The organism is Paenibacillus sp. R14(2021) (assembly GCF_019431355.1).
Lineage (GTDB): Bacteria > Bacillota > Bacilli > Paenibacillales > Paenibacillaceae > Paenibacillus_Z.
In genome coordinates, this window is the sequence record NZ_CP080269.1 from 3,147,251 (window position 1) to 3,164,931 (window position 17,681).

General features: G+C 58.3%; 14 protein-coding genes. 5 read left to right on the plus strand and 9 right to left on the minus strand.

Annotated elements, in window-relative coordinates; genetic code table 11:
• Nucleotides 1–2 precede the first annotated feature (2 nt).
• The 5 genes from KXU80_RS14695 to KXU80_RS14715 all read right to left on the minus strand — a co-directional run bounded on the left by KXU80_RS14695 (nucleotide 3) and on the right by KXU80_RS14715 (nucleotide 7,183).
• Nucleotides 3–1,985 (minus strand): oxidoreductase, encoded by a 1,983-nt coding sequence (locus tag KXU80_RS14695; RefSeq protein ID WP_219834024.1) that lies wholly within the window; start codon nucleotides 1,983–1,985, stop codon nucleotides 3–5.
• 8 nt (nucleotides 1,986–1,993) lie between these two features.
• The gene (locus KXU80_RS14700; RefSeq protein WP_219834025.1) at nucleotides 1,994–3,127 is read right to left on the minus strand and encodes an acyl-CoA dehydrogenase family protein; all 1,134 of its coding nucleotides are present in this window, start codon (nucleotides 3,125–3,127) and stop codon (nucleotides 1,994–1,996) included.
• A gap of 31 nt (nucleotides 3,128–3,158) precedes the next feature.
• Nucleotides 3,159–4,748 carry an AMP-binding protein gene (locus KXU80_RS14705; protein ID WP_219834026.1) on the minus strand — a complete coding sequence of 530 codons (1,590 nt, stop codon included), beginning with the start codon at nucleotides 4,746–4,748 and terminating at the stop codon, nucleotides 3,159–3,161.
• Complete coding sequence (gene aroA / locus KXU80_RS14710) at nucleotides 4,745–6,094, minus strand: 3-phosphoshikimate 1-carboxyvinyltransferase (protein WP_219834027.1); 1,350 nt, start codon at nucleotides 6,092–6,094, stop codon at nucleotides 4,745–4,747. The genes KXU80_RS14705 and aroA overlap by 4 nt, the downstream gene beginning before the upstream one ends.
• A 468-nt stretch (nucleotides 6,095–6,562) precedes the next feature.
• A complete protein-coding gene (locus tag KXU80_RS14715; RefSeq protein ID WP_258171460.1) occupies nucleotides 6,563–7,183 on the minus strand; it encodes a GNAT family N-acetyltransferase in 621 nt (206 codons plus the stop codon).
• A gap of 304 nt (nucleotides 7,184–7,487) precedes the next feature.
• On the opposite strand from KXU80_RS14715, the gene KXU80_RS14720 reads away from it, so the two are divergent.
• Nucleotides 7,488–8,129 carry a peptide-methionine (S)-S-oxide reductase MsrA gene (locus KXU80_RS14720; RefSeq protein ID WP_258171017.1) on the plus strand — a complete coding sequence of 214 codons (642 nt, stop codon included), beginning with the start codon at nucleotides 7,488–7,490 and terminating at the stop codon, nucleotides 8,127–8,129.
• A 69-nt stretch (nucleotides 8,130–8,198) separates the two neighbouring features.
• Here the strand turns inward: KXU80_RS14720 and KXU80_RS14725 are convergent, their stop codons facing one another.
• Nucleotides 8,199–9,962, minus strand: a complete 1,764-nt coding sequence (locus KXU80_RS14725; RefSeq protein WP_219834029.1) for a glycoside hydrolase family 2 protein — start codon at nucleotides 9,960–9,962, stop codon at nucleotides 8,199–8,201.
• A 167-nt stretch (nucleotides 9,963–10,129) separates the two neighbouring features.
• Between KXU80_RS14725 and KXU80_RS14730 the strand changes: the two genes are divergently transcribed.
• Nucleotides 10,130–11,032 carry an ArsR/SmtB family transcription factor gene (locus KXU80_RS14730; RefSeq protein WP_219834030.1) on the plus strand — a complete coding sequence of 301 codons (903 nt, stop codon included), beginning with the start codon at nucleotides 10,130–10,132 and terminating at the stop codon, nucleotides 11,030–11,032.
• Nucleotides 11,033–11,233: 201 nt separating this feature from the next.
• Here KXU80_RS14730 and KXU80_RS14735 read toward each other — a convergent pair whose 3' ends face one another.
• Genes KXU80_RS14735 through KXU80_RS14745 form a run of 3 tightly spaced genes read right to left on the minus strand, consistent with a single transcriptional unit; the run spans nucleotide 11,234 to nucleotide 13,554 of the window.
• Entirely contained in the window at nucleotides 11,234–11,416 is a 183-nt protein-coding gene (locus KXU80_RS14735; protein WP_219834031.1) for a hypothetical protein, read from the minus strand.
• Between the two features lie 40 nt (nucleotides 11,417–11,456).
• Nucleotides 11,457–12,455, minus strand: coding sequence for a Gfo/Idh/MocA family protein (locus tag KXU80_RS14740; protein WP_219834032.1), 999 nt, complete (start codon nucleotides 12,453–12,455; stop codon nucleotides 11,457–11,459).
• A gap of 58 nt (nucleotides 12,456–12,513) precedes the next feature.
• Nucleotides 12,514–13,554: an alcohol dehydrogenase catalytic domain-containing protein gene (locus KXU80_RS14745; protein WP_219834033.1), complete on the minus strand. Its 1,041-nt coding sequence runs from the start codon at nucleotides 13,552–13,554 to the stop codon at nucleotides 12,514–12,516.
• A gap of 269 nt (nucleotides 13,555–13,823) precedes the next feature.
• On the opposite strand from KXU80_RS14745, the gene KXU80_RS14750 reads away from it, so the two are divergent.
• The 3 genes from KXU80_RS14750 (at nucleotide 13,824) to KXU80_RS14760 (ending at nucleotide 17,613) form a co-directional block, all read left to right on the plus strand.
• Nucleotides 13,824–14,624, plus strand: a complete 801-nt coding sequence (locus KXU80_RS14750) for an AraC family transcriptional regulator (protein WP_219834034.1) — start codon at nucleotides 13,824–13,826, stop codon at nucleotides 14,622–14,624.
• Nucleotides 14,625–15,062: 438 nt separating this feature from the next.
• A complete protein-coding gene (locus tag KXU80_RS14755; RefSeq protein WP_374987789.1) occupies nucleotides 15,063–16,433 on the plus strand; it encodes a glycine--tRNA ligase in 1,371 nt (456 codons plus the stop codon).
• A 265-nt stretch (nucleotides 16,434–16,698) separates the two neighbouring features.
• A complete protein-coding gene (locus KXU80_RS14760) occupies nucleotides 16,699–17,613 on the plus strand; it encodes an amidoligase family protein (protein ID WP_219834035.1) in 915 nt (304 codons plus the stop codon).
• Nucleotides 17,614–17,681 lie beyond the last annotated feature (68 nt).

Consider the following 17,681-nt stretch of genomic DNA (forward strand, 5'->3'; position numbering starts at 1 on the left):
GATTACAGCCCAAGTGCCGCTTCGTACGCCTGCCTAATCGCCCTTGCGGCATTGAGCTCCGACGGATCGGCTGCTCCGCCGACCACGTCCGCCGCCGCTTGTTCCATCTTAAGCAGGCCCGGCTCCATGCGTGACCGCTGGCCCGTGCAAAGCACGACCTGGTCGGCTTCCACGAACAGCCTCTCCGCATCGCTCTCGACCCAGATGCCCTCCGCTGTGATGCCGGTGCAGCGATAGCCCTTCAGCACGCGGACGCCGCGGCGCTTCAGCTCACCGAGCAGTACCCAGCGGGAGGTCGGACCGACGCCCTTCGCCACCTTCTCCGAACGGGAGACGAGCGTAATTGCGGCCGGTACCGCAGGCTGTGCTTCCTGTCCGCGCTCGGCGAAGAAGGCGGCTTCTTCCGGCTGCAGACTCATCCGTTCGGCCAAATAATGCGCCACGTCGCTGCCGATGCCGCCTCCGCCTATGACCGCGATTTTCCTGCCGAACGGCCGCGTTCCCGCGAGCAGCTCGGCATAGGTGCACACATGGGGCAAATCCGCGCCCTCCAGCAATTCAGGCACATACGGCTGCACGCCGGTTGCCATTATCATTCGGTCGAACCCGGCCAGCTCCTGGGCATCCGGCACGCTCGACATGCGGATGTCCACGCCAAGCCGATGCAAGGCCACGCGGAAGTAGCGGATCGTCTCGCGAAACGCCCCTTTGCCGGGAATGTGCGACGCGAGTAGAAACTGACCGCCGAGCCGTGCCGTCTCCTCGTACAGCGTCACCCTGTGACCGCGCTCGGCGGCGGTTTTGGCCGCTTGCAGCCCTGCGACGCCGCCGCCTACGACGGCAACGCTCAACGGCACGCCAGCAGGTGACACCTCTTCCGCTTCGCGCCCCGCGCGCGGATTAACCAGGCAGCCGACCGGCTTCGGCGGATGGCCCATCGTATGATCCAGGCAAACCTGGTTGCAGGAGATGCACAGGTTCAGCCCGTCGAAGTCGCCTGCGGCGATCTTACCAGCGAACGAGGCGTCCGCGAGCCACGGCCGTGCCGGGGCGATGAAATCCAGGTCGCCCCGCAGCAGCAGCCGCTCCGCGACCTCCGCCGTATGGATGCGGTTCGCGCCGATAACCGGAATATCGACTTCGGCACGGATTGTGCCAGCGATGGAGGCGAAAGCGCCCGGCGGCACGATCGCACCGACCGTTGGAATCGCGGATTCATGCCAACCGATGCCGATATTGAGCGCGTCGGCGCCGCTCTTCGCAAGGCGCCGGGCCAGCTCCAGTGTCTCCTCCCGCGTTGTGCTTCCTTCCATGCAGTCGTCGCCGGACATCCGATAGATGAGAGGAAAACCACCGCCGACACGCGCGCGGATGCCTTCGAGGATTTCAAGGCAGAGCTTCATCCGTCCCTCGTGGCCCTGCCCGTATTCGTCGTCCCGCTGGTTCGTTAGAGGCGAGACGAACTCGTTCAGCAGATAGCCTTCGGAACCCATGATTTCGATCGCTGCGAAGCCTGTGTGCGCTGCGAATGCCGCGCCTTCGGCGAAAGCTTCCTTCAACCGGGCGATGTCCTCGCGCGTCATCTCCGCTGGCGTCTCCTTCGTCAGCCGCGAAGGGATCGGACTTGGCGCCCACGGCATGAGGCCCGTCTCCTTACTGCTCGCGTACCTGCCCCGATGGGCCAGCTGAAGCGCCAGCCGCCCCCCGTCGCGCCGGATCGCGTCGGCCAGCTCCGCCAGCTGCGCGCGATGATCGGGCTCCGTCAGGTCGAACATGCCGGTTCCCCCGCCTTCGGGCAGCACGGCGACGTTGCCGGTCATGATGAGCTCGGCTCCGCCCCGCACCCGTTCCCGGTAGAAGGCGATCAGCTGGGGCAGCGATTCCCGGCTTCCTTCAATACCCAGATGCATCGCGCCCATCAAGATGCGATGCTTCGTTGTAAGGGAGCCGATGCGCCCCGGCTGCAGCAGCAGTGATCGTTCCATGCCCGCGCTCACCCTCCCGCCAGCACATGCTTGGCGATGACCGCTTTTTGAATCTCCGCCGTGCCTTCCTCGAACTTCTGCGCCCGCGCGTCGCGGTAGATCCGCTCGATCTCGTAGCCCTTGAAATAACCGATGCCGCCCCAGATTTGCTGCGCCTTGTCCGTAACGCGCTGCAGCATCTCGAGCGCGTACAGCTTCGCCATCGAAGCCGGGGGCGGCGTCAGCGTGCCGTCGTCCTTCAAGCGGCCCGCATACATAACCAGCTGGCGCGCAGCCTCGATATCCGTCGCCATTTCGGCAATCCACGTCTGGACGACCTGCCGCTGGCTGAGGGATTTGCCGAAGGTGACGCGCTCGCGGCTGCGCGCCACGGCGATGTCGAACGCGCGCTGCGCAAGCCCGACGCAGGTCATACCGACGCAGATCCGGCTTGGATCGAGGAAGCCGTTCAGCGCGCCAGCGAGTCCTTGTCCGACCTCGCCAAGCAGATGGTCCGCGGGAACGCGTGCATCCTTCAAGACGATGTGGGCATGTCCGGTTCCCGTGAGTCCGAGCGTCGAAGACATTTCACGGATCTCCACGCCCGCGGCGGTCCGTGGCACGAGCAAGGCCATTGTGCCCTCGTAGCCCTTAGTCCCTTCCAAGCGCGCGTAGATAAGCAAGTAATCGACCGTATCCCCGAAGGTAATCAGCCATTTCTCGCCCGACAGCACATAGGAATCGCCTTCCTTGCGGGCAGATGTTTCAATGTCGGCACCGGAGCCCGCGTTCGGCTCCGTGAGCGCGAAGGCCGCCGTAATTTCGCCGCGCACGAGCGGCTTCACGAAGCGTTCGCGCTGCGCCTCGTTTGCCAGGAAGTCGACAGGCCTCCAAATCCCGTTGATGACGTGCACGACCATGCGGATCGAGCCGTGCGATTCCGAGAACAGCTCGAGCAGCTGCAAATATTGCGTGAAGCTGAGACCGTGGCCGCCGTAGGCTTCCGGTGCGGCAAGACGAAGATAGCCCCGCTCCCGCAGCTCCTGCCAGACGTCCGGCCCGCACTGCCCGGTCTCCTCGATGCGCACCGAGAGCTCCCGCAGACGTCCGTCCACGTAGCCTCTGACCTCCGCTTTTAACCGTTGAAATTGCGTATCGTTCATTACTCAACCCTCTCCCTCTGAAAATGAGCCGTCATTCGTTCTGGAGCTTGTCCGCTATCATTTGCCGAAGCAAATACTTCTGAATCTTGCCCGTCGGCGTGCGGGGCATGTCCTTCAAAATCTCCAGCCGTTCCGGCCAATACGCCTTCGTCACGCCTAGTTCCTGCATATAGGCGGTCACTTCGGTCAGCGTTATTTCCTGCTCCGGATCGATAAGCGTTACGTACGCGCAAATCCGCTCATTCAGCCGCTGATCGGGCATCCCGACAACGGCCGCGTCCCGGATCGCGTTCATGCGGTACAGCAGATTCTCGATCTCGGAGACCGGAATCTTCATCCCACCCCGGTTGATGATGTCCTTCACGCGGCCGGTCAGATGCAGATTGCCCTGCTCATCGATGATCGCCAGATCCCCGGTATTGAAGAAACCATCGGCATCGATCACCGAATCGTACCAATCCGGACGATTTAAATACGCGGTAAACATTGCCGGCGTCTTCACCATGAAGATGCCTTCCTGCCCCGGCGGCAGCGGCCGTCCGTCCGAATCGATGACCTTCATTCGTCTGCCCGAAATCGCCAGCCCGTCCGTATTCCAGGAGCTGTCCGCGTACTGCTTGACCGATCCGACGCTGATCATGCACGACTCAGTGGAGCCCCAGCCCCCCACGACTTTGCAGTTCAGCCGGTGGCGCGCTTCTTCAGCCAGCTTGCGCGGCACGGGCGCACCAGTCGCAACGAAAATCTTCAGCCCCTGAGGCGGCCGCTCTTCGCGGGTCAAATCCGCCAGAAACGGCATCGCAGCCTGCACGAACGTCGCTCCGTGCCGCTCGATCGCGGCACGAGCCGTTTCCATTTCCCAGACGCCTTGGCACACTTGCTTGGCGCCCAAATACATCGCAAGCATCATGCCGTACAGAAACCCGGTCTGATGTGCCATCGGCGACGGAATCCATAACGTGTCCTTCGCCGTCAAGCCAAGCTCCTTCACGTGGGCGGCCAGCCCTTCGCTGAGCGTCCGGTGCGTATGGATGACGCCCTTCGGCTCGCCTGTCGTCCCCGACGTGAACAGCAGCTGGGCCGGCGAATCCGGCCCCGGACGACGGCGCGCGATCAGCTCCCTGTCGGGCTCGCGGCTTGCGAGCCCCCCCAGGCAGCGCCTAAGATCCGATGGATCGTTGGTATCGATCATAATCACATGGCGCAAACCCGGCATTTCGGAGCGGATCTTGCGGATCAGCGGGCCGTATTGGAAATTCCGATATTCATCCGGAATGAGCAGCACCTTGCTCTGCGCGCGGCCGACGATAAACGGAATTTCCCGCTCCCTCAGCACCGGCAGCAGCGGGCAGGCAACGGCGCCGATCTTCCAGACGGCCAATGTAAAGACGACGAATTCCCAGCGGTTCGGCAGCAGATAGGCTACGTTCTCGCCTTCCTCCACCCCGAGCTCGATCAGCCCTTGCGCGGCACGGTCCGAGAGCGCATCCAGCTCGCCGTAACTGATGCTGACCGGCGACGCGGCATCTGCCAGGTCCACAATCGCGCCGCTTCCCGGCTTCGCTTGGGACAGCCGGTGCAGGAAGAGCCGTTCCTGTTTGAAGGTCTTGGTTGAGATCATTCGTTCACGGCCTCCTCATTTGGCTGCTCTTCATCCCACTTGGCCTGCGAGCCGGTGTCTATGCCAAGCTGTGCCAAATGCTCGAAAAATTCCGGGTACGAAATCCGGTAGGCATTCGGAAAGGTGAGCTCGGTCGGCTTGCCTTCCCCCCGCAGCGAAGCGAGCGTAAACGCCATTTGAACGCGGTGGTCATTATAGGTGGAGATGTTGGCGCCGCCGGTCAGCCTGCCGACCCCTTCGATAATCAGGTCATCCTCGACCTCCTTGATGTTGGCGCCCATTTTGGCAAGCTGCAGCATCGCTTTGACGCGATTCGATTCCTTCATCCGGCCAGGTCCGATATTTTGCAGCACGGTGGTCGTGCCCTCCGATAACGCAGCCGCCACAGACAGCGCAGGGATGAGATCCGGAATGTGACGCATGTCGATGCAGATGCGTTCGGCCGGCTTGTGCTGCTCGGAACGGCGGACTCTCGTGCCTCCTAGCTGCTCGTCAAAGTCCAGCGTTACGCCATATTGGCGGATAATGTCCATGATTTGGCCTTCCGGATGCGTTCCTGCATGCTCAAGCCCTTTCAGTATGATGTCAGCCGGAAACAGCGCGGCCAGCACGAGCAGGAACGCGGCTGAAGACAGATCCGGCTCGATATGAACGACAGCCGGATGGTACGTTTGCTTTGCCGGCACTCGCCACTGCGTGCCTTCCGCCATTTCCTCGACGCGGATACCGAATTTGCGCAGCATGCTGATTGTTAAATTAACGTAGGTCAGCTCATTGTGTGGCGGCAGCGCTTCAACGATCGTATCCTGCTCCGCGAACGGCGCAAGAATGAGCAAGCCGGAAATCCACTGGCTGAGCGTCCCTTGAATGCGAATATGCCCGCCCTGCACCTTGCCCGGTCCAATCGTGACCGGCAGCTTGTGCGCCTCGGCCTGCCACTGGACGCCCATGCTGCCGAGCGCCTCCAAGAGCGGACCGATCGGCCGGTCTCGAAGCGCTTTATGCCCGTTAAACGTCGGCGCGAGTCCGCTCGATAGACTTCCAAGCCCAAGCATGAACTGCAGCGTCGAGCCTGAGCTCCCGACACCGATGCGTCCGTTCGTCGGACGGTAAGCGCCGCCTTTTACCCGGTATCCGTTGTCGATTTCCTGAATTGCGATTCCGAAATCTTGCAAGGCATGAAGCGTATCCTTGATATGCAGCGCCCCTGATTTACCGTGAATTCGCGTATCTCCCTCGGCAAGTGAGCCGAAGATCAAAGCCCGATGCAAATGGTACTTGGACGGCGGAATCCGAACGGTTCCTTCGATGCTGCCCTCATGCGGAAAAATCTTTAATCGCTTCATCTGCCTTCACCTCTTCTGTACTTGTTCATTGGCCCTTGCATTTCGCTGGTCATGTACATGGCTCGGATCACGCGCCAATAAAGAAAAAACCGTCTCCTCGATAAGCCTCCGATTTCCAGATGACTCGACAAAAGAACGATCTCAGCCTACTTTTCTATCAAAGCATGACGGTCTTCGCATAGACGGACCGCCCGCCACTACTCATTATGACCGGGCAGCAAGCAGAATAAACTTCTCTTGCCGCGCCAGACATGCCCTGAGAGCTGCGGTATCCAGCCTCCCCCTCCTCTTAACGGCTCCTACGATACCCATATGACGGGCTGTTCAAATTCATGCCTAGCTTTGGCCGCGCATGCAAGTAAGGAGACTTGCCTCTTCCGAGCGGGAACGGCTGCTCCGCGCACGGACAAGGGCACAAAAAAAGGACCGGTTCCTCTTCGGAACACGATCCTTCTTGTTGGCTAAACGTCAATTCATCAGCAGCGCCATAATCGCCACGTCAAGCAGTTTATGCGTCACCTCATGCATCAAATACTGCCGGAGCAAGCCTTCCTGCTGAAACCCGAGCTTGCTTAGCAGCTTGATGGAGGCTTGATTATCCGGTACCACTTCCGCTTGGATCCGGTTCGGATGGATGTAATGTTTCGTAAAGTCGATCACACCGCGAAGCGCCTCCGTCATAATGCCTTTGTTCCATTGATCCGGCCTTAGGTCGTAGCCGAGCGTAAGCGGAAACCGGTGTTCATCGTCAAAAGCTCCCCGGGTCGGCATTAAAATGACCGTGCCCATGAGTTGCGGCTGCTCCCGCAGCGAGATTCCCCACGGAATCAGTCTTCGCTCCCGGAAGGCTTGATTCCAGGATTCGATCAGCGTTCCGGAATCCGCCGCCGAAGCCGGCCCATGCCAATCCAGATGCTTCGTGACCTTCTTATTTGCATAGAACGCGTGCAGATCCATCGCATCCATCGCTTCCATCTGCCGCAGCATCAGCCGCTCGGTTTCGATTTTAGGAAAGGTGGAGAATAAAGCTTCGATACTCACGTCGACCACTCGCTCTTCATTCATATTCAAGATCCGTACGTCTATCATATCGGACAATGCTTAAGCCCAGCTTAATTTTTTTCTAAAAATGAGCTGTTTCGCCGCGGTTACCAAGAACGCAAAACGGCAGCGCAAGAAGCCGTCAATGTTGCATCGGATCCCCAATTTGGGCGCAAGGGCCGCGGAAAACTGTTAGAAGTCATGCATTTTCAGTCGGCCCGGCAGCCGTATGGCCGCTGAAGCATGAATACGCTATACGCCGTATGCTAAAGGTCATGTCCGCTCCAATCCATCGTCCCACCACAGCCATTTGGCTCGCCCTGCACCCGCATGCTATCATCGAATGGAGGTGATGATGATGAACAATAGCCATACCCAATCGATAACACTCGGCATGGGCTGCTACTGGAGCCCCGACGCTTTATTCGGACAACTGCCCGGCATTACGAGCACGCGCGTAGGGTTCGCCGGAGGAACGACAGATAACCCGAATACCCGGCAAACCGGAGACCATACCGAAATGGTCGAAATCGAATTTGATCCGGAGATTATAAGTTTGGAGAGCATCCTGAATGTATTCTGGAGCAGCCATAATCCAGTGAATATCAATAACTATCGGGACCGGTTATACCAATCCTTGATCTTGTTCCGTGACCCGGCACAGCAGCATGTCATCCAAGAGGTTATGAAGAGCCGTGAAGAACAAGGAAACGGCAGACCGGACACCGAGGTGGCGCCTTACGCCGGTTTTTATCCCGCTGAGGATCGAAATCAGAAATTTTATTTGAGACGATTCCCTGATGCGATGGACAAGCTGAAAGCCCTCTTTGCCACCGAAAATGAACTGATGGGTTCGACTTTGGCTGCACGATTAAACGGACTTGCCAAGGGTCATACCAATTTGGAGAAAATTATCGATGAGATTCGAACGTGGCCAATAAGCTCCGAGGAACAGGAAGCGGTCATTCAGCTCATCAAAGGGATCAAATGGTGACGGCGGCGTCCAGCCAACGCCAAAAAAACCGCGAACGCATGCAGCGTCCGCGGTTTTTCACAATCATCCTTATTTATTTTCCACGATGGCTCTGATCGTCTCGATCGGCAGCTTCGGCACTCGGTCATAGGTCAGCAGGCCGTTGATCTCCTGCTCTACATCCGTCAGCTGCGTATAGCAGAAGCCCTGCACGACTCCGGACAGGAACATCGGCTGAATGACGTCGCGCAGACGCGCGATATAGTCCTCGTCGTTCGTTACGCCGATATAACCCCAGCCTTCCCAGTCGCTTTTCTTGTACGAAATGCCGCCGAATTCGGAAACGATGATCGGCTGGCCCTCGTACGGATAATCCTTGACGGACAAGACTTTGTTCGCCGGCATCGCCGTAACGGCTTTCTGCGCCGAGCTGTAGCGCTCAAGGAGCACTTCGCGTCTCCACTCGTAATCGTGGATGGTAAACAGGTCCGTGATCGCAAGCTCCCAGCCGTCGTTGGAAATGACCGGACGCATGCCGTCGAACGCTTTGGTCAGATGATAGAGCGATACCGCGTGGTTCTGCTGCTCCTTATCCATCGGAATGTTCGTTACGCCCCAGCTTTCGTTAATCGGCACCCAGGCGATAATGGACGGATGGTTGTAATCGCGCTCAACGGATGCCATCCATTCCTTCGTAAACCGGCGCACGTAAGCGTCCGAATAATCGTACGCGTTGGCCGCTTCGCTCCAGACGACAAGGCCTAGCTGATCGCACCAGTACAGGAAGCGCGGATCCTCCAGCTTCTGATGCTTACGGGCGCCGTTGAAGCCCATCGCTTTAGTCAGCTCCACGTCCTGCCGGATGGCGTCGTCGCTTGGCGGCGTCAGGTTGCCTTCCGGGAAGTACCCTTGGTCCAGCACCATGCGCAGGTAATACGGATGATTGTTCAGGCAGAGCTTGCCGTTCTCGATCGATACTTTGCGCATGCCGAAGTAGCTGTCCACCTCGTCCAGCACCGTGCCGCCGTCCAGCAGCGTAAGCGCGATATCATATAGATGCGGATGCTCCGGGCTCCATAAGCCGCCGCGCCGTCTGTCGTCGAAATCATCGATGCGGATCGAACGGGTTGCCGATGCTGCGCCTTTTGAAATCGAGAAGATATCCTCGGAAATTTTCTCGCCTTTATATGTGATTTCGGCTTTAACCCGCAGCTGTGTTTTCGATGCAGCAGCACCCTTGACGTAAGCCGTTACGCTGATTTCCTTGCGGTCGATGTCCGGCGTCAGCTTCACGCTGTCCACATACGCTTCGGATACGGCCTCCATCCAGACGGTCTGCCAGATCCCTGTCGTACCGGTATAGAAGATCGACTCGGACTTCTCTTTCCAGAACTGCTTGCCGCGCGGAATGGTGCGATCCGTGTTGTAATCGACCGCTTGGACGACGAGCGTGTTGCCCTGCCCTTGCAGCGCGTGCGTAATGTTCGCCTGGAACGGCGTATGTCCGCCTTCATGGGTTGCGACCAGCACGCCGTTTACCCAGACCGATGCTTCGTAATCAACGGCGCCGAAATGCAGCAGCACCTGTTTGTTCTCGAAAGCAGCCGGGATCTCAAGCGCCGTACGGTACCAGACGATATCGTGGAACGTCGACTCATGAATGCCGCTCAGCTTGCTTTGGTAGGCGAAAGGCACCTGGATCCGTTTCGGCAGCTCGGTTTCGCCGGCTTGCCAGTTCAAGGCGATCCCTTTGTTATCGTCGTCGAACGCGAATTCCCATTCGCCGTTCAGGTTGACCCAGTTGTCTCTCATAAATTGCGGACGCGGATGTTCTGCGCGAAGCTGTTTAGCCATCGTTTTGTTTCCTCCATTAGTTAATTTAAAAGTTAATTAAATAACATATTATGTTAACATAGCCTTATTATGCTCTGAAATAGCGCTTTGCGTCAATAAAAAGTTGATTAGTTAACTTTCAAGTTATATAATCAGTGAAAATCCGCTCATGCAAAGGACGCCTGTCAATGCACATACAAGTCACTACGTCGAATATGGGTTTACTTGAATGCTTTTCTTCCGAAACGAGGGTGCGGATCATCGAGCTGCTCGATCAGTCGCCGATGAGCATCAAGGAGCTCGCCGCCGAGCTTGGCTTGTCCTCCGCCATCGTGACCAAGCATATTCAGAAGCTGGAGCAGGCGGGGTTCGTAGGGACAGAGAGTATCTCGGGTGCACGCGGCCGCCTGAAGGTCTGCCGCCTCCTGCCGGAATTCGTCACCCTTCAGCTGCGGACGCCCTCCATTCGCAGCGCCAACGTTTATACCGTCTCGATACCCGTCGGCCAATACAACGACTTTAAGGTCAGGCCGACTTGCGGCCTCGCCTCGGACGAATCCGTCATCGGCATCGTTGACGATCCTCGCTATTTCTGGGACCCGGACCATGTGAAGGCGAAGCATATCTGGTTTGGCAGCGGCTATGTGGAATACCGCATCCCGAACTATTTGGTCGGCGAGCAAACGGTGAAGAGCCTGACGCTCTCCTTCGAAATTTGTTCCGAATCGCCAGGCTACAACGAGAACTGGCCGTCCGATATTTCGTTCTTTCTCAACGGCACGGAGCTTGGCACCTGGACATGCCCCGGCGATTTCGGTGCTAATCGGGGCGTCTATACGCCGGATTGGTGGATGCACGGGACCCAGCACGGGCTGCTCAAAACCGTAACCATCCGCAAAGACGGCACCTTCATCGACGGCGTGCAGCTGTCGCGTTTGACCCCAGCCGACCTGAACATCAAGCTGGGCGACGATATCCGCTTTCGCATCGCCTGTCCCGACACCGCCGTCCATTGCGGCGGCATCAGCCTGTTCGGCAGGCAGTTCGGCAACTACGATCAGGAGATCGAGGTTACCGTGACCTATGAATGAGAACAAGCCGGAAGGGGCAGCGGGTGCTGCCTCGTCCGGCTTGTTGCGTTTCGGGGCGGGTGGGCGCAGGCAGCCCTCTTGCGCCGATTCGGCCGATTTTCCGGCCATGTAGGCTGCTGGGCAGCCCTTTTGCGCCGATTCGGCCGATTTTTCGGCCGATTCGCCCGATTTTCCGGCCATGTAGGCTGCTGGGTAGCCTTCTTACGCCGATTCGACCGATTTTCCGGCCATGTAGGCTACTGGGTAGCCCTTTTGCACCGATTCGGCCGATTTTCCGCTCATGTAGGCTGCTGGGTAGCCCTCTTGCGCCGATTCGGCCGATTTTTCGGCCATGTAGGCTGCTGGGTAGCCTTCTTGCGCCGATTCGGCCGATTTTTCGGCCATGTAGGCTACTAGGTAGCCTTCTTGCGCCGATCCGGCTCCCCTACCCCAGCACCCGCACTCGCTTCCCGCTCTCGTAGGACGCGATCGCCGCGTGTGCAAGCTTCAGCGCGCGCATGCCTGCTTCGGCGTGGACCGGGGGCTGGCCGCCAGCCCGGAACGCCGCGAGGATCGCGCCGAGATGCGCGTCGAAGGTCCGGTGGAATTCGCGGTCGCGGTCGTTGAAATAACCGGCCTGCCATACGTCCGCCGTCTCGCTGCCGGCCGCTTGGAATTGAAAACGGCGCACCGTGTCCTCGATCAGCACGCGGCCTTTGGTTCCATTAACCTCAAGCCGCTGCGTATCCGAATAGGCGTAAGAGGAATCGTACGTCCCCAGCAAATTGCCGATGGCGCCGCTCTCGAGCCGGAGCCCGATCGACATCGTGGTGTAGCCTTTGCCGGTGATGTCCGTCATCTCCGCCGTGACGGATTCGATGCGTCCCATTAGAAACTCCATCGAGTCGAAGCCGTGACACTGGGTTTCGATCAGGTTGCTGTGCGGCGAAGCATCCGGGCTGCCGCCCTCGCCGCCGAAGCGCCAAGAGCCAAAGACGAGTTCGCCCAGCTTTCCCCCGTCAATTCGCTCCTTCGCGAGCTGCATCGGCTTAGCATAGCGATGATTGAAATTAATCGCGAAGAACAGTCCCCTCTTCGCCGCTTCCTCCAGCAGCCGGTCCGCCTCCCGCAGATCGAACACGAGCGGCTTCTCCACCAGCAGCGGACAGCCCGCCTCGATCACCTCAAGCGTCGCCGCGTAATGCCCTTCGTTCGGCAGGCATAAGCTGACCAGATCCGGCTGCTCCCGGTCAAGCATTTCCCTAATATTCGTATAAGCATTGGCCGAATACTGCTCCGCTCTCGCGATCGTCCGTGCGGGATTCCGCCCGACAATCGCGCACAACTCCACGTCCGGATGCGCCGCCAATACGCGTGCATGCTGCCCGCCCCACCCTCCCGTGCCGATTAACGCCACTTTCGTTTTTCCAGATCGTCCCGCCATTTCTTCGCCTCCGTTTTTCGTCCCTGTTTAGTTGATTGAACGTTGCCGCTCTTCACCGTTACAGCTCCACGACTACTTTGCCGCATTGCCCGCCGAAGAACAAATCGCACGCTTCCTGCATCTGCGAGAGAGGGAACCGGTGCGTAATGATCTGCGACAGGTACTCACGATGCTTGCGCAGGTAAACCGCGTTGGTCTTCAGCTCCTGGAACGTAAAATATTCGCTCCCCGTCACCGTCCGCTCCGGTGCGATCAAATCGGGCGATACTTGCAGCGCGACTTCGCCGCCATGGCCGACGCAGACAAGCACGCCGCTTTTGCCGAGGTGGCGAATGCAAGCCTGCCGGGCGGACGTCTGTCCGCTGGAATCGAACGCCGCATCGACGCTGGACAAGCCGTCCGCGCTCAGCTGCACGGCCAAATTCTCCGTTCCCGCATGCACCGGAATGCCGCCGAGCTTACTTGCCAGCTCCAGTCGATACTCGTTCATATCCGTCACATAGACAGGACACTGATCGCCGAGTATGATTTTGACCATGGCCAGAATGCCCAGCCCGATCGGCCCTGCACCCGCGATCAGCACAGATTCGATATCCTCGCGAACAAGCGAAGCTCTGCGGATCGCATGACCGCCTGTGCCCATAATATCCAGCAGCAGCGTCGCATCCGAGAAGGACAGGTCCGCATCGATCGGGAAAAAGATATTTTCGCTAATGAGCACATATTCACCGTATCCGCCATCATGCGAGAAGCCGATGTCGGCACGTTTGGCCGTGCACAGATTCGTGCGCCCCTGCTTGCAGCTCCGGCATTCGCCGCAGAAATCCATTAGAAACACAACGCCCGGCGTTCCCGGCTTGGCCGCTGTCTCCGGACCCGCTGCCGCAACGACGCCTGCAATCTCATGACCTGGCGTATGCTCGCCTGATCCGTTTACGTAAAACCCTTTATCGGAACCGCAAAGCGCGTTCGCTTTGGTCCGAATGAGCAGCTGCCCCTGTCCTGGCTGCGGCACTTCCTTTTGCACAATAGCAACCTTTCCCCCACCCGTAAAGAGCGTCGATTTCATATGCTTTGGTACGCCCAGTTGATTCAACATTTCCATTACCCCTTTGCTCGTTTCTTGTCAAAAAACAGCTCTATTGCTCGTTGTTTCACGCTTTCATTCTACCGTATTCGCCTATAAATTCTTTATGCAAAGCTTCGATTTACTTGTCAAAAACAACGGTCTATACTAATACCAAACCGCATGAAAGGAGCTGCCCGCGCATGTAGGAGCTCAGCTGGAACGATTATCCGATTTTACCTTACGTACGCCTCTGCTACCGCTTCACCAGCCCACCGTTCTTTCAAGGCGAGCGCCTCCTATTGGACTATTTGTTTCTATACATGGAGAAGGGCCGCTACGTGCTGACCGTTGAAGGCACGGATTATGAGCTGAACGAAGGCGGCCTTGCGCTCATTCAGCCCGGGCAGCTGTTTACGACCCGAGGCTTCGGCGACTGCGTCGTGCCGAATGCGCATCTGGACTTCTTCTACAATCCGGAGCGGGAGCAAAGCTTCGTAACGACGCCCGGTCAGACCAACTTGGACCCTTACCGCAGCCTGCTCCAGCCGCAGCTGAACGCATTTCCCGGCGTCCGCCTTCCCGTCATTCTGCAGCCCAAGCTGCCGCATGCCTGCAAGGAAACACTGCTGCAGATGATCGAGCATTTTAAACATAACGACATCTACCATGCGCTGACCGTGCAGACGCTGGCTGCCAACCTACTTCTGCTGCTGCTTGACGACGGCGGGAGCGCAGGCTCGTTTGATTTCGAAGGCCAGCAATTCGCCCGCAAAATGAACGCGTTTCTCTCGTACAGCTTGTCCGCGCCGCTCTCGGTGGAGGAGATGGCAAAGCATGCCGGCTATTCGGAATCGCATTTCACCACGTTGTTCGCGCAGCATTTCGGCACGACGCCGCATCAGCATCTGCTTCACCTTCGGCTGCAGAAAGCCAAGGAGCTGCTCACCGCCACGACGCTGAAGCTGGCGCAAATCGCGGATTATTGCGGATTCGCCAATGAATCGCATTTGTCCAAGTCGTTCAAGCAGCGTGTCGGCGTTACGCCCCGCGCGTTCCGTACGGGTACGTACTCGCACTCTCTCGCAGGAGACAGCGACTAGCAAATTTGCGTCTAACGCTTATCCCTTAACCAGGCTGGAGCGGTGATTCCCAATCGCAAGACATTCCCGATTGCTTTTTCCCAAGCTTCGCGCTAAAATATCCAAAACATGGATTTTAGGCAATGATGGACAATAGTACCTGAGAGGTCTTCTAAACAGCGATCCGGGGAGCGTGCAAGCCCGGGAGAGGCATCAGAGAAACGGCAGTCCGGAGCCAAGGAGCATAAGCCAAAAAGCGGACGGTCTGCTGCAGATCGTCAACTAGGGTGGAACCGCGGGTGCGCAAGCTCTCGTCCCTGGACATCGTCATGCGATGTCTGGAGATGGGGGCTTTTTTTGACGGGAGTGACAGTAAACGATGCGAAGGAGCGGCTGATGATGGAGCATGAACTTGAAGGAGAACAGGCGTATGAAGGAGCAGCAAACCTGCCCAAATCGATGGAGGCGGTCGTTTCGCTAGCCAAGCACCGCGGCTTTATTTTCCCGGGGTCGGATATTTACGGCGGGCTCGCAAACACGTGGGATTATGGTCCGCTCGGCGTCGAGCTGAAGAACAACGTCAAGCGCGCATGGTGGAAGAAATTCATTCAACAGTCGCCGTACAACGTCGGCCTCGACGCCGCGATTCTGATGAATCCGCAGGTATGGACCGCATCGGGCCACGTCGGCAATTTCAACGATCCCATGATCGACTGCAAATCGTGTAAAGCCCGCCACCGCGCGGATAAAATCGTCGAGAACGCCCTGAACGCCAAGGGAATCGAGGTCATTGTCGACGGGATGACGTTCGCGCAGATGAAGGGGCTGATCGACGAGCACGCGATCGTCTGCCCCGATTGCGGCAGCAGCGATTTCACCGATATTCGGCAGTTCAATCTCATGTTCAAAACCTTCCAGGGCGTAACGGAATCGAGCGCAAACCAGATTTATTTGCGCCCCGAGACGGCACAAGGCATCTTCGTTAATTTCAAAAACGTACAGCGCACGATGCGCAAGAAGCTGCCCTTCGGCATCGGCCAAATCGGCAAAAGCTTCCGCAACGAAATCACGCCCGGCAACTTTACGTTCCGGACGCGCGAGTTCGAGCAGATGGAGCTGGAGTTCTTCTGCAGGCCGGGCGAAGACCTGCAGTGGTTCACCTTCTGGCGCGGCTTCTGCCGAGACTGGCTGCTCGGCCTTGGCATCCATGCGGACAGCATCCGCCTGCGCGATCATGAAGCTGACGAATTGTCCCATTACAGCAACGCGACGACCGATATCGAATACCGTTTCCCGTTCGGCTGGGGCGAGCTATGGGGGATCGCGGACCGGACGGATTACGATCTGAAGCAGCATATGGCCCATGCCGGCGAAGACTTCAGCGTGCTCGATCCCGAGACGAACGAGCGGTACATTCCGTACTGCATCGAGCCTTCGCTCGGCGCCGACCGTGTAACGCTCGCTTTTCTAATTGACGCTTACGAGGAGCAACAGCTGGAAGAGGGCGACAGCCGTATCGTGCTTCGGCTGCATCCGGCGCTTGCGCCGATCAAGGCGGCGGTGTTCCCGCTGTCGAAGAAGCTGGCGGAGGGCGCGCAGCGTATCTACGCCGAGCTGGCAGCCGACTTCATGGTCGATTACGACGATGCCGGCTCCATCGGCAAACGATACCGCCGTCACGACGAGATCGGCACGCCGTTCTGTATCACCTATGATTTCGACTCCGAGACCGACGGCTGCGTGACCGTGCGTAACCGTGATACGATGTCGCAGGTGCGGATGCCAATCGCCGAGCTGCATCGGTATATCGCGGAACGGACGGCGTTCTAGACCCATTACAACACTTTAATCGCGTATTTCGTTATCGTCGCCGGCTTTATCGTTTACAGCACCGCCAAGTTCGGCGGTTCTCCCGGAAAACTGGCATGCCCGCAAGGAAAATTAGGCGTACGAGGCGAATAGAATAGACCACAATGACTTTCCGCATAGGAGGAATCCCGATGCCGCGGATCAAAATCCCCCGCTAAGCCCGTGCTCCGCCCTCTCTGCCGGTTATCGTTTACGTTAACCAACTTAAATGAGAGGGTGTGCGCCCATGTGGCCGAAACAAATAGACTGGAAAACACTTCGATTTGGCGTGGAGATTGAATTTATAGGCGGGAAACCGGCAGAGCTGCCGCTGCTGCCGGACTGGGAGATGTCGCTGGACGAGCTGCAAATCGACGAAACGGGAGCCGAATCCGGCAGCGAGCTGAAGACGCCGCCGATCCTGTGGGAAGAGCGTGAGCAAATCCGCATCATGCTGACCCGGCTGACCGAGCAGGGCGCGCAGATGAACTGGAGCTGCGGGCTGCATGTGCACATCGGCATCGAGCCTTGGGGCGAAGCGATGGTGCTGCCGATTGTCGATGCGGCGCTTGCGCATCAGGATGCGCTTCGCGACCTTGTCGGCATGAGCAGCGACCGATTGATCTATTGCCTGCCGGTGACGGAAGAGATGCGTACCGCGTATGTGCGAAACCCAGGACAGCGTGCGCTTCGCCGCAAAGGCCGCCCGCAGTCGCATCGCTGCGGGATCAATGCCGCCGCCTGGTATGACATCGGCACCGTGGAGATTCGGTACGCCAACGGCAGCCTCGATTATGAGAAGATCATTCGCACGATCGAGCTGTATCTGCGATTTGTCGCTGCCATCGGCGAAGGGCGCGAGCTTCCGCATGCTTCAGAAGCGCTGGCAATTGCGCTTGGCGCGCCTCTCAGCGGATATCCGCCCGCTATTCCGACTCCGCGCTGGTATCAGGAACGGGTCTGGCTGGAGGAAGCGCTGATCCCCATCGTGAGCGGACTTGCGAATGAGCTTCTGCCAGGCGGGGAAATTCATCACATTCTGCCTGTCTCCGACGGCATCGCCATTGAGATTATCGACTGGGATGGCAAGCAGATCAACGTTGTGTGCCGGCCGCCATCGACCGACTGGCAGATTCTGCGGGTGGAGACGAAGCCCTCTTAATTATGTACGAAAAGCCCTTTCGCCAATTGGCGAAAGGGTTTTTTTGCTTCGCTTACAGGAGCAATCGG